Origin of the sequence: Candidatus Enterococcus testudinis (assembly GCF_002140915.1) — a bacterium.
Classification (GTDB): domain Bacteria; phylum Bacillota; class Bacilli; order Lactobacillales; family Enterococcaceae; genus Enterococcus_D; species Enterococcus_D testudinis.
The window spans coordinates 2,877,697-2,890,551 of record NZ_NGKU01000001.1 but is presented as its reverse complement, the minus strand read 5'-3'; the positions used below and the strand labels follow the sequence as shown (position 1 = coordinate 2,890,551).

At 42.4% G+C, this 12,855-nt stretch carries 10 protein-coding genes; 4 read left to right on the top strand and 6 right to left on the bottom strand.

Annotated features, from left to right (window positions below; all coding sequences use genetic code 11):
• Positions 1-106 precede the first annotated feature (106 nt).
• A complete protein-coding gene (locus tag A5886_RS14045) occupies positions 107-646 on the top strand; it encodes a C39 family peptidase (protein WP_086276076.1) in 540 nt (179 codons plus the stop codon).
• A 71-nt stretch (positions 647-717) separates the two neighbouring features.
• Positions 718-1,692, top strand: coding sequence for a ribose-phosphate diphosphokinase (locus tag A5886_RS14040; protein WP_086275705.1), 975 nt, complete (start codon positions 718-720; stop codon positions 1,690-1,692).
• A 75-nt stretch (positions 1,693-1,767) separates the two neighbouring features.
• Here the strand turns inward: A5886_RS14040 and A5886_RS14035 are convergent, their stop codons facing one another.
• Positions 1,768-2,796: a LacI family DNA-binding transcriptional regulator gene (locus A5886_RS14035; RefSeq protein ID WP_086275704.1), complete on the bottom strand. Its 1,029-nt coding sequence runs from the start codon at positions 2,794-2,796 to the stop codon at positions 1,768-1,770.
• Positions 2,797-2,901: 105 nt separating this feature from the next.
• Positions 2,902-5,166 (bottom strand): maltose phosphorylase MdxK, encoded by a 2,265-nt coding sequence (mdxK, locus tag A5886_RS14030; protein ID WP_086275703.1) that lies wholly within the window; start codon positions 5,164-5,166, stop codon positions 2,902-2,904.
• Positions 5,167-5,404: 238 nt separating this feature from the next.
• On the opposite strand from mdxK, the gene A5886_RS14025 reads away from it, so the two are divergent.
• Positions 5,405-7,579: a PTS transporter subunit IIBC gene (locus tag A5886_RS14025; protein WP_086275702.1), complete on the top strand. Its 2,175-nt coding sequence runs from the start codon at positions 5,405-5,407 to the stop codon at positions 7,577-7,579.
• An 81-nt stretch (positions 7,580-7,660) separates the two neighbouring features.
• Complete coding sequence (locus tag A5886_RS14020; protein WP_086275701.1) at positions 7,661-8,482, top strand: endonuclease/exonuclease/phosphatase family protein; 822 nt, start codon at positions 7,661-7,663, stop codon at positions 8,480-8,482.
• A 53-nt stretch (positions 8,483-8,535) separates the two neighbouring features.
• Here A5886_RS14020 and A5886_RS14015 read toward each other — a convergent pair whose 3' ends face one another.
• From A5886_RS14015 to A5886_RS14000, 4 genes are read right to left on the bottom strand one after another with little or no spacing between them, the layout of a single operon-like run.
• Entirely contained in the window at positions 8,536-8,973 is a 438-nt protein-coding gene (locus tag A5886_RS14015; protein WP_086275700.1) for a hypothetical protein, read from the bottom strand.
• Positions 8,966-9,739, bottom strand: a complete 774-nt coding sequence (locus tag A5886_RS14010; protein WP_086275699.1) for a MurR/RpiR family transcriptional regulator — start codon at positions 9,737-9,739, stop codon at positions 8,966-8,968. The genes A5886_RS14015 and A5886_RS14010 overlap by 8 nt, the downstream gene beginning before the upstream one ends.
• 58 nt (positions 9,740-9,797) lie before the next feature.
• Positions 9,798-11,129 (bottom strand): 6-phospho-alpha-glucosidase, encoded by a 1,332-nt coding sequence (locus tag A5886_RS14005; RefSeq protein ID WP_086275698.1) that lies wholly within the window; start codon positions 11,127-11,129, stop codon positions 9,798-9,800.
• Positions 11,130-11,145: 16 nt separating this feature from the next.
• Positions 11,146-12,738: an alpha-glucoside-specific PTS transporter subunit IIBC gene (locus A5886_RS14000; RefSeq protein WP_086275697.1), complete on the bottom strand. Its 1,593-nt coding sequence runs from the start codon at positions 12,736-12,738 to the stop codon at positions 11,146-11,148.
• Positions 12,739-12,855 lie beyond the last annotated feature (117 nt).

Genomic DNA, 12,855 nt, shown 5'->3' with positions numbered 1-12,855 from the left:
AAACAAAAATCAAAAGGACGCAAAGAAAAGTTTTTTTCGAAGAAGAGATTAGCGCAGGTCTGTTAGATAAAGTAAGGTATAATAAGAGAAAAGGATGGTGAGTGAGATGGATGAATCAGTTTGGCATGGTATACCAGAAGAACGATTTCGATTGTACCGTCAGTGGGTGACCCCGTATGGTTACTTGTGTGGTACGTATGCGGCGGCTGTTTTTTTGGCGTATTATCAGGATCATATCGATGAATCGATCATCCCAAAAGCATTTCGCAAAAAAAACCAGCGTGATCTAACAGCTGTCACCGAGTTTTTACGGATGGTGATCCAGCCACATGGTATGCCGACGATTGCTTGGCAAGTCGCCCATGGCCTGAGTCGCTATTTTGATCACTTTCAATTGCCTTATCGCGGACGTGCAACCATAGTTGGCGGTTGGCAACGTGCATGCAAACGCATCGATCAAGGCAAACCAGTGATTATCGGTATCTTGAAACCATTAGGCAGTACATACGGCAATCATTGGGTGGTTGCGTATGCGTATCAAGAAACAGCATCAGGAGAACGCTTTTTTAAAGTCCATGACAACTGGGGAAATTATAGGAAAGTGATTCCAGCAAGCTGGGTCAATGGCACGGTCTCATTGCCGTGATCGAACGGCTTAAAAAAATGGCACAAATATGCTAAAATAGATAAAAATAACCAAATTCATTGGAGGCAATCATGGGCGAGAGTTACGAGAGTTATAAAGATAGTTCGTTGAAAATTTTTAGTTTAAATGGGAATTTACCATTGGCAGAGAATATTGCGAAAGTTTTCGGAACAGAACTAGGGAGATCAAAGGTTACACAATTTAGTGATGGAGAAATCGCCATCAATATTGAGGAAAGTGTTCGAGGCGACCATGTCTATATCATCCAATCGACCAATGAACCAGTCAATGACCATTATTTGGAATTGTTGATCATGATCGATGCGATGAAGCGTGCCAGCGCCAAAACAATCAATGTGGTGTTGCCTTATTATGCCTATGCCCGTCAAGACCGTACGGCAAATCCCCATGAACCAATCACGGCTAAGTTGATTGCAAATATGCTGGTTGAAGCAGGTGCTTCACGGATTTTGACTTTAGACCTCCACGCAGTGCAAGTGCAAGGTTTCTTTGATATTCCTGTTGATAATTTGTTTACGATCCCGTTATTTGCACACTATTACCGCCAACAAGGGATGACAGGGGACGAGTACGTGGTGGTTTCCCCAAAAAACAGCGGCGTACAACGCACACGAAGCCTAGCTGAATACTTGGATACAGCCATCGCCATCGTCGATCAGGATGAAGCAGAAGGTGGCTATGTGATCGGAGATGTAGTGGGCAAAAAGTGTATTTTGGTTGACGATATTTTAAACACTGGCGCTACGTTGGCAAAAGCTGCAGAATTGTTGAAAGAAGCAGGTGCGACTGACGTATACGCCTGTGCTTCTCATGCATTACTTTCACCACCAGCCAAGCAAATTCTCGATGATTCGTTGATCGAAAGTATTTGTGTGACTGATTCTTGTTGGACAGAAGAAGCCCGTCATCCAGAAAAATTACATTATATCTCCTGTGCGGAACTCATGGGAGAAGCGGTCAAACGCATCCATGAAAATACACCGATGAGTCCGTTGTTCCGTTTGGAAAGCAAAGAGTATAAGTAAGGAAGCATGCAAAAAGTGACACCCACTGATGAATGGGTGTCACTTTTTTATATGCATGGTGTTTGGGAAAGCATCTTACTCGCTCTGTTCCACATGATGCAAATTCAAGACGGTTTCTCGCTTGATCAGTTTGTGCGGCACGACCAATTGTACACCGTTGGAATCTTCTTGATTCAGTTGGGCCATCAGACGTTCCGTAGCAATCTTGCCTAAGGACAAAACATTGATATCGATACTGGTTAAGTAGGGGTGCGTCAGTGTAGCAAAAATCGAGTTATTGAAACTGATGACGGACAAGTCATCAGGAACTTTGATCCCAACCATCTCAGCCAATTGGATAATGCGGACAGCGAAGAGGTCATCGATGACGACGATCGCCGTTGCTTGCGACTCTTTAATGATTTCTTCAAAGGTCACATAGTCCTCCGCTTTTTCAAAAGTCAGTGCGGGGTAAAAAGGCAAATTGGCCAACATCATTGCTTTTTGATACCCAAAGAAACGCTCGAAATAAAGATTTTCATGGGTGGTGTTGGTCGCAAATAAGATATGGGTATGGCCTTGAGCTATCAAGTGCTCAGTCGCTTGTTTTCCTAGAAGTTGGTTGTCATTGTCCACGAAAACAATTTTGTCTTCATTGCTGTAAGGATGACCGATCAAAGTGAAAGGCACTTCTTTTTCAATCAAATAATCGATGATGGGGTCTTTTTCATCGGAATAGACAAGGATGAATCCATCCACTTGTTTTTGCAAATGCATGCGTTCAACGTTTTTTAGTAAGGTATCAAAATCCCGTGCAGAGGCAACAGCAACTGTCATTTGATGATGACGGGCCTCTTCGTTGATGGCTTCAATGGTTTCCAAATAAAATGGATTGCCTAGCCGTTCTTTGGAATCTAACGGAGGCAGTATAACACCAATGGCGCTCGAAATTTGTTTGCCCAGATTTCGTGCAGCTAAATTGGGCACATAGCCCATATCGGCCATTACTTTGCGGACTTTCTTTTTGGTATCTTCAGATATACTTGGATGATTGTTCACGACGCGGGAAACTGTCGAGGTAGCAACCCCTGCTTTTTTGGCCACATCTTTGACCGTTATACTCACTGTTTCTCCTCCTTTTTTAGCTTATAGTATCACAAAGTATCATTGGAATGGTAGGTCCAATCAAAAGAAAGAAGAAATGCGCACATTTCTTCTTTCCAACATATCTTAAACGATAGCAGCAGTGACTTCGTCTTCTAAGGTGTAGTCTTCCCCGTATAATTTGATTGGCAAAGGCGCGCCTGAGATTTTCTTCAATGTGACTGTGGTGTCGTCAACAGAGACAAAAATCAAGCGATCACGGTAGTTGATATGGAAAGCATAACTTTGCCATGTACTTGGCAAGAATGGCGCAAAGCCTAAATGGTCATGATCGGTCTTCATTTGGGCAAAGCCTTGTACGATCGCCAACCAGCTGCCTGTCATCGACGTGATATGCAGACCGTCATCGGTATCATTATTGTAATTGTCTAGATCCAATCGCGCAGTGCGTTCGTACATTTCCAAAGCTTTTTCTTCCATACCTAGCTCGGCTGCCAAAATGGCGTGGATACTAGGGGAAAGGGAAGATTCATGGACCGTCATTGGCTCGTAAAAGTCAAAGTTGCGTTGCTTTTCTTCTTTCGTGAATTGATCGCCGAAGAAATAAATACCTTGCAAGACATCTGCTTGTTTGATAAAGCAAGAACGTAAAATGTGATCCCAAGACCAGTTTTGGTTCAAAGGCAAATGTTTAGGATCTAATTCAGATACAGGCATCAAGTCTTTGTCTAAGAAGGTATCGTGTTGAACGAAGACACCTAATTCTTGATCTTCAGGGAAGTACATGTTGTCGATGATATCTTGCCATTTGGCTTGTTCATCTTCTGAAATCGTGACCGTCGTGTCTTTATTGAATTTGTTGTAGTTTTCTAAGGTATAGCGCAAGACCCACGCAGCCATCTTGTTGGTATACCAGTTATTGTTGATATTGTTCTCATACTCATTCGGACCAGTCACGCCATGGATCATATAGGCTTGATTGCGTGTAGAATAATGGACACGATCCGCCCAGAAACGCGCAATCTCAGTCAATACTTCCAAACCTTCGTGTTTCATGTAAGTTGTATCGCCAGTATAATTTGTATAATTGTAGATCGCATAAGCAATCGCACCGTTGCGGTGGATTTCTTCGAAAGTGATTTCCCATTCATTGTGGCATTCGATACCAGTAAAGGTCACCATTGGATACAAAGCGCCAGCCAATCCTTGTTTTTGGGCATTGATGTGGGCTTGCGGCAATTGATTGTGCCGGTATTTCAGCAAATTGCGGGTGACTTCTGGTTTTGCCAAGGCCAAATACAATGGCACGGCATAAGCTTCGGTATCCCAATAGGTGGCACCACCATATTTTTCGCCAGTGAACCCTTTCGGTCCAATATTCAAACGCTCGTCTTCCCCATAATAGGTGGAGAATAGTTGGAACAGATTAAAACGAATGCCTTGTTGGGCAGCTGCATCGCCTTCAATGATCACGTCTGCCAAAGCCCAGCGTGCTTTCCACGCATTGACTTGTTCTTCCCGTAGCGATTGGTAAGAGCCAGCATACAGTGTAGCGAGTTCTGCGATTTTTGCTGGATGGTCGTGGGCGGGCACGTCTCGGCTTGTCACGATCAATACTTCTTTCAATAAAGAAAAAGTATCCCCTGCATCTCCTGTAAAATGGAACGTGTTTGCTACACAAAGTTCACTAGCGATTGAAGCTTCTGGTGCTTGATCATGGCGCATAGCGGAAGTCACAGTGAACTGCTCGATATCGAAATTATTCTCAACTGTTCGCGTGGTCAAGTAGCTGAAATCAGCAGTGGTCCCTTGGGATAACTCTTCCCAGAAACGCTCATCGTAGTTACTGTCTTCATTGTGAACGTTGTTGTCCAATTTAGAAACGATTTTGATATCAGCATGCCCTTCAATGACTTCAGCTTCCAGGTTGATCAACGCTAGTTCACGTTTGACAATGCTGAGAAAACGCTCAAAAGAGAATTTTACTGTGGCATCTGCTAAAGAAACTGTGAATGTTCGACTCAAGATACCGGTTTGCATGTCTAGTTCCATACGGAAATCTGTCGGACTGACTTTTGCAAGGTCTACTTGCTGGTCGTTGATATAGAGATCCATGGCGATAAAGTTGACAGCATTGATGACTTTGCCGAAATAATCTGGATAGCCGTTTTTCCACCAGCCGACCCGGGTTTTATCCGGATACCAGACACCTGCGATATAGGTGCCTAAATGATGGTCGCCGCTATACTGCTCTTCGAAATTCCCCCGCATTCCCATATAGCCGTTTCCGATACTCGTCAATGACTCTTGCAAGCGACGATTTTCTTTATCTAATGTTGACGTGGCGATTTTCCACGGATCGATTTCAAACAAACGTTGGATTTTTTTCATGAAATACCCCTCCAGAATTATTATGATATATTCATCATAAGCGCAAACGATTGCGTGGTCAAGTGTTTATTGTTGCATTTCTTTTGTTTTCACGTTTTTATTAATTAACTTAACTTTGACTATAATAATTTATGAATAGTGTTCAGAATTTTATCATTTACAAAAGCATTTTTCTTCGTTAGAATAAAAATGTAAAGAAACCGATTGCGTAAATCGTTTCAGAAAGGGTGGAAAGAAGATGAAGAAATTATTTAGTTTCGAATTTTGGCAGAAGTTCGGGAAAGCGTTGATGGTCGTTGTCGCAGTAATGCCGGCGGCGGGTTTGATGATCAGTATTGGGAAAACGATCCCGATGATCAATGCCGATTGGGGCGTGCTGGTTACAACTGGTGGTGTGATCGAAAATATTGGTTGGGCAATTATTGGGAATCTGCATTTATTATTTGCTTTAGCAATCGGGGGTAGTTGGGCGAAGGAACGTGCTGGTGGTGCATTTGCAGCCGGTATCGCCTTTGTATTGATCAATCGAATCACTGGATCAATCTTTGGTGTGACTAGTGCAATGCTGACAGAAGAAGGGGCCTTTACCCATACATTATTCGGTACGAAAATTATGGTCGATGGCTTCTTTACAAGTGTCTTAGAAGCACCGGCTTTGAATATGGGGGTGTTTGTGGGGATCATTGCTGGTTTTGTCGGCGCCACAGCCTATAACAAATATTACAATTTCCGTAAATTGCCGGATGCGTTATCTTTCTTCAATGGCAAACGATTTGTGCCTTTCGTGGTCATTGCCCGTTCTGTGGCGGTGGCTTTGGTGCTTTCAGTCGTTTGGCCTTATATTCAAGCAGGTATCAACAACTTTGGCCTGTGGATCGCACAATCGCAAGAAAGTGCGCCCGTTTTGGCACCGTTTCTATTTGGTACGTTGGAGCGCTTGCTGCTACCATTTGGTTTGCACCATATGTTGACGATTCCTATCAACTATACAGAGTTGGGGGGAACCTATACGATCCTTTCTGGAGCGCAAGCAGGGACGCAAGTTTTCGGACAAGATCCTTTATGGCTGGCGTGGGCGACAGATTTGGTCAACATGCGCAATGCTGGTGACACATCGCAAGTTCAATTTCTGTTAGAAAACTTCGTTCCTGCCCGTTTCAAGGTTGGGCAAATGATTGGTTCTTCTGGTATTTTGATGGGCTTGTCTTATGCGATGTATCGAAATGTTGATGCTGACAAACGCCACAAGTATACGTCAATGTATCTGTCAGCGGCTATTGCTGTCTTTTTAACTGGTGTGACCGAGCCACTGGAATTTATGTTTATGTTTGCAGCTGTGCCATTATATGTTGTCTACGCAGTTGTGCAAGGGGCGGCGTTTGCGATGGCAGATATCGTCAATCTGCGGGTCCATTCTTTTGGGAATATCGAACTGTTGACACGGACACCAATGGCTATCAATGCAGGCTTGGGTCAAGATTTGATCAATTTTGTTTTGGTAACAGTTGCCTTTGGTGTCGGCATGTATTTCTTGGCGAATTTCTTGATCAAAAAATTCAACTTTGCGACACCCGGCCGTAATGGCAATTACGAAGTAGAAGGGGCGAGCGATGCCACTGCAACAACCGCAGCCGATGGTACCCTTGATCCTAATTCGCAAGTGGTGAAAATCATTCATTTATTGGGTGGGCGCGAAAATATCAGTGATGTCGATGCCTGCATGACGCGTTTGCGCGTGACTGTTAAAAACCGGGACGCAGTAGGTGACGAAAAATCTTGGAAAGCCGCTGGCGCGCTAGGGTTGATCGTTAAAGACAATGGGGTCCAAGCTGTTTACGGACCGAAAGCGGATGTGTTGAAATCGGATATCCAAGATGTCTTAGATTCAGGTGTTGCTATTCCAGAAGCAGCTATTTCACAAACCGTGACTGCATCAGAAACCCACAAAAGCCAAGGCGTGACAGTGGACATGGGTACTGTTGCTGATGGGCAAGTGATACCAATCACTGAAGTCAACGATCAAGTATTTGCGGGCAAGATGATGGGGGATGGGTTTGCAGTGATCCCAGAAAACGGCAACGTATATGCACCTGTTACTGGGCGTGTAACCAGTGTCTTCCCGACGAGACATGCGATTGGTTTACTTACAGAGAGTGGGCTAGAAATCCTCGTTCATATGGGGTTAGACACAGTCGAATTGGCGGGCAAGCCTTTTACAGTCCATGTGACAGAAGGACAACAGGTGAAGCAAGGAGAACGATTGGCTGAAATGGATATTGCGGCAATCGAAGCTGCTGGTAAAGAAACAGCCATCGTTGTTGTGATCACCAACACCGATCAAATCGATGACTTTGCATTGACTCAAACTGGTCAACAAACGAATCAGATGGTTGTTGCCACGGTTAAATTATAATACAATAAACCATCGGGTTTTGTTGAAGGACCCGATGGATTTTTTGGCAAAAGAATGGATCATGTGAAGATAGGAGCTACGATGAAAGTTTTAACGTTAAATACCCACAGTTGGTTAGAGGAACAGTCAGAAGAAAAGCTGCAGATCATTGCGGAAGAAATTGCAGCAGGAGAGTATGATGTGATTGCGCTGCAAGAAGTCAATCAAAGTATTTCTGCACAAACGATTTTTCCGGATGGGTCTTTTTGCCCAACCCAAGCCTCTGTGGCAATCAAAGAAGATAATTTCGCTTTGCGATTGGTCGAGGCACTGGAAATCATGGACGTGACATACTATTGGTCATGGAGTTATAGCCATATCGGTTATGATCGCTACCATGAAGGCAATGCATTGTTGTCAAAACAGCCTATCGTGGCGACTGAATACTTGGCGTCAAAAAGCGACGATGTGACGGATCATACGACTAGAAAAAATCTGAGCGGATTGACAGAAGTTGCTGGCAAGATGGTCCAAGTCTTGAGCTGTCATTTTTCATGGTGGGATCAAGGAAAATTCGCTTATGAATGGCAGCAAACAGAAGACTTCTTGCAAGAAGCAACAGAAGCTATTTTGCTGTTGGGCGATTTTAACAATGATGCTTCCAGCCCAGGCTTTCAACTCGTGCTAGATAGCAAGTTAGGATTGCAAGATACCTTTACTTTATCAGCGGAGACAACGGGAGCGGCTACTGTCAATAAGGCAATCGATGGTTGGCAAGAAAACGAAGGGCATTTGCGTATCGATTATGTATTTGCTGCAGGGAATATAGATGTGCATGCATATGAAGTCGTTTTTGATGGCACACGCGTACCGATCGTTAGTGATCACTTTGGTGTGAAGGTTGTGTTGGATTTTAAAGAATAACGCAAAAAAAGAATCTCGGTTGAGATTCTTTTTTTGTTACTCAATGTCCGTTATTAGGCTCTGTTTAGAAGCAACAAAACAAGAACGCTTAAACCGATACTGATCGTACTTGAGAGATACGCAAGTCCTTTCTCGGTACGTGTGGCATTTTCGTCATGATTGTTTAATTGCTTTCGATAAAAGTAAATGAGTCCGGCACCAATCAAATTGGCTGTCATCATTTGCTGGAACAATAATACAATAAGATATTTGCCAAGAAGGCCATCCTTACTTTGTGAACATTTAGCCACAAAATATAACGTGCCGGCCTGCAGCATCATGATACTTGTAAATAATATCCCTAATGTAAATAATGGATTGGCATATAATAATGCGTGCAAAGTTATCTGCTGCGTAGTGATCGTAAGAGATACGTATAAATAATATACGGCAGAAATCGTTAGCCAATAGGCCATTAAAATAGATTGGAATGACAATCGTCGTTTAGTCATATTCACTCTCCTTCAGTGTGAATTCTCCATAGGAACGAATCAAATAATCAACTAAGCAATGTAAGCCAATCAATGATTGGCTAGGTATTTTTTTGGGGCCGATTTGAAAAAAATCGCAAAAATAGGTTAAATGATAGGTGGTGTGCCGAGCAAAATAATTATCGCCAGGAGCAGTCAATGAGAGAACAGGAATATGGCGGATAGAGAATGTACTGATGTTCTCTTTGATGGTTTCTGTTTCACCGCTCAACGATGCGATGATGACACAATCTTCTGCGGAGATCATCGGCATGACCATATCAAACTCAGTTTTATTTGGCAGTACAATGACTCTTTTTTCCATCGATAGCATCATCTTAGAAAACTCCTCGATGGCTTTTTTCTGTGAAAATCCTGTCGCATAACAGTAAATCGTTTTGCTGGCATCGAATAATTGATTGATTACACTTAAGTCTACTTTTTTCATGTAATTTAGTGTAGCAAGAATATCATCCATTTGCTTATCGAAGATCGACTTATCTGGTCGTATCAAAGGTTCTGTGCTTTGTTGATGACGCATAAAGTATTTAAATTCTGAATAGCCAGAAAAGCCCAATTTTTTGGTTAAACGCAGAATGGATGACTTAGAAACGTGTACACGTTCTGCTAAGTCAATAATATTCAATTTTGAGACAGCGCCTTCATTCTTTAATATGTAGGCTAGAATTTCCCGGTCAAGTATACTTAAATCTGACTGATGTTGATGGATCAAAATTTGTAGTTTCAAAAAATTCCCTCCTTTCTTTAAGTATAACTGAAAAAGAGGGAATCGGGGAGCACGTCAATCAATGAAGTGGCGGCCAGAATGATTGATTTGCTTCGATTAAATCATCTAGCAACTCTTTGGCTACGCGCGCGTTAGGAACAACTTTAGAAAGAATCAGCGCTTGCCACAATTTATGGTAGGATCTTTCTTCCCATGCCTCAACTACTAGTTTTTCTACAGCAACTTGTTGCTCCATCATACCTTTTTGAAAGCGGGGAATGCTGCCTTGCGTAATAGGTTCAGGTCCGTTACTGCCGACGATACATGGAACTTCCACCATGGCGGTTTGGTCAAAGTTGACGATCGCACCTTCATTTGGCACAATCAACAACATTCTTTCTTGTGTGTTGTACGCAATGGCACGAGCCAAATCAACGATATAACTGGCATGTTCATCTACTTCTAATGAGGTATCGGTGGCGGTTTTATTTTCAATAATTCTTTGGCATTCACTAAAGACATGCTTTTCTCTGCCAGCCATGACTTCGTTGGCACGTGTAAAGTTTGGATTGGCATGAGCGACTTCGTCTTGTGGGAAGAAATAATATTTTAAATACGTATTCGGCAACGTTGAAGGATCAATCTCATACACCTCTTTAGCCTTAGCAAAAGTATGTGACCAGCTCGCATCTGTGTGTTGAGATGCTTCGATTTCTTCTGTTAGTGAATACCCGTGTTTAGCGACGTGTGCTTTGATTGCAGGCATCAAATCTTTTCCTGTTTTGTCGCGGATATCTGTCCACCAGCCAAAATGATTTAGACCATAATAGCGGACGATAAGCTCTTTTCTAGAAGCTAAACCAATGGATTGGGCCATTCGTTCTTCAATCCCTACTGGCATATCGCAGATGTTGATGATTTTTGCTGTCGGCCGTAATTTTCTTGTTGCTTCAGCGACAATTGCGGCAGGGTTGGAGTAATTCAACATCCACGCTTGAGGTGAGTATGTTTCCATATAGTCTACTAATTCTAATACACCGCCAATCGAACGCATGCCATAGGCTATTCCACCAGGGCCACAGGTTTCTTGACCAACAACACCGTATTTCAGTGGGATCTTTTCATCTTTTTCACGCATTGCATAAAGACCGACACGAATATGTGCCATAACGAAATCGACATCCGTAAATGCTGTTTCTGGATCTGTTGTTGCTAAAAAGTCAATTTCTGGAGCCCGTTCTTTTAATAAAATTTCGCACGCTTGTGCAACCTTATCTTGTCTTTCAGCTAGGTTGTCATAAAATTTGATTTGACGGATCGGGAAACGATCTAAGTGTTCAAGTAACATCAAAACGATTCCTGGGGTAAAGGTACTACCGCCTCCTGCAATAACGATTGAAAATTTTTTCATTGGTAAATCTTCCTTTCTATTCATTGATCATTAATAGTTTTTCAAATTGTTCCCGTACTTGCGGTACATCTAAACCAACGATGACTTGAAAAGCATTTCCATTTCTAACGACACCGTGTGCGCCACCTTCTTTAAATACATTATCTGGCAGTACTTGTTCTTGGTCTTTGACAGTGATACGCAGACGTGTGGCACAATTGGTCACTTTGTCAATATTATCTCTGCCACCAAATCCTTCTAAATAAACAGCAGCTTGTTCTGTATACCGATTTGCGCCAGCAACTAATGGTCCGCCACTAGCAGCTTTTTTCTCTTTGTATTCTTTTTTTGAATATAATTTTACTTCTTTGCTGTTGTCTTCTCTGCCCGGAGTAGCCAAATTAAATTTTAAAATCAAAAAGCGAAATACGATAAAGTAAAGTGCTGTGAAGGCTAAGCCAATCAATAATTGCGTAAAAATCATTGATTTATGATTTTGGAATAAAGGAATCCAGACCTTCGCCAATAAGTCGATAAATCCACCACCCATATCACCCACGACACCAAATGCAAACATTGTCGCAGCCATAGTTGCAGCAAGTATCGCATGTACTGCAAACAAAGGCGGAGAGACAAACAAGAAAGTAAATTCTAATGGTTCCGTGATTCCGGCCAAGACAGCTGTTAATGTCGCAGGAATCAAAATCGCTAACACTTTTTTCTTGTTCTCAGGCTTAGCTGTGAAATAAAACGCAGCAGCTATCCCTGGTGCAGCAAATATTTTTGAGTTTCCATGGAGTGCGAACCCCCCTTCAGGAAATAACTGTTTGAGCGGAGTACTTGATTGCGCAAATTCTTGTAAATGGGCCATCCAATACTTAGAAATACCTTCTTCCACAACTGCAGGACCAAAAACAAAAGGTGTATAAACGAAATGATGCAATCCAGTTGGTATCAATATTCGTTCTAAGAATGTATATAGCCAGACCCCAAAGACGCCAGCACTTGCTAGAAAACCTTGCATAGAACCAATTCCTGCTTGGACCTTTGGCCAGATCAAAGCAATAAGAAACGCGACTGGCAACATGATAAAAAATCCTAAAATAACAATAAACGAAGAGCCTTGGAAAATACCAAGGAAATCAGGCAATTTTGTATCGAAGAACTTATTGTGCAAATAAACGACGATGGCCGATATAAATATTGCACCGATGATTCCTGTATCTAATGTTTTGATCCCAGCGATTAGTTTCAAACCACTTTCGCCACCAGGATCGGCAGAAAAATTGACACCAAAGAATTGTCCAAAGTATTCAATCATCCCAGAGATAAAGTAATTACAGGTAATATACACAACGAAGGCCTCCATGGCCGCGCGTGCATTTGCTTTCTTGGCTAAACCAATCGGTAAACCAATAACGAAAAGCAGCTCCATTTGATTAAATACTGTCCAAGCACCATTTTCAACGATCGTCCAGATGGCGTACCATGCAGTTCCTTCTGTAGCGATACTGCCTACCAACATTGGATTTTTGAAGATAATACAGAGTGCGACCATGATCCCCGAAAATGAGAACAAGAGAACTGGTGTAAACATGGCGCCGCCGAAGCGTTGAATCTTTTCCATCATTTTTTAAAACATCCCCTTTCAATTTTTACTACTCATTCAGTATAAAAATAATTGATAACGGTTACAATGAGCTAGGAAAGAATAGACACTTGGATTCAATCAATGAGAATAGGTAGC

Bases quoted from the DNA above. Each gene is read 5' to 3' on its own strand.
- A5886_RS14045 (WP_086276076.1), top strand. From the start codon at position 107: ATGGATGAATCAGTTTGGCATGGTATACCAGAAGAACGATTTCGATTG.
- A5886_RS14040 (WP_086275705.1), top strand. From the start codon at position 718: ATGGGCGAGAGTTACGAGAGTTATAAAGATAGTTCGTTGAAAATTTTT.
- mdxK (WP_086275703.1), bottom strand. From the start codon at position 5,166: ATGAAAAAAATCCAACGTTTGTTTGAAATCGATCCGTGGAAAATCGCC.
- A5886_RS14025 (WP_086275702.1), top strand. From the start codon at position 5,405: ATGAAGAAATTATTTAGTTTCGAATTTTGGCAGAAGTTCGGGAAAGCG.
- A5886_RS14020 (WP_086275701.1), top strand. From the start codon at position 7,661: ATGAAAGTTTTAACGTTAAATACCCACAGTTGGTTAGAGGAACAGTCA.
- A5886_RS14015 (WP_086275700.1), bottom strand. From the start codon at position 8,973: ATGACTAAACGACGATTGTCATTCCAATCTATTTTAATGGCCTATTGG.
- A5886_RS14005 (WP_086275698.1), bottom strand. From the start codon at position 11,129: ATGAAAAAATTTTCAATCGTTATTGCAGGAGGCGGTAGTACCTTTACC.
- A5886_RS14000 (WP_086275697.1), bottom strand. From the start codon at position 12,738: ATGATGGAAAAGATTCAACGCTTCGGCGGCGCCATGTTTACACCAGTT.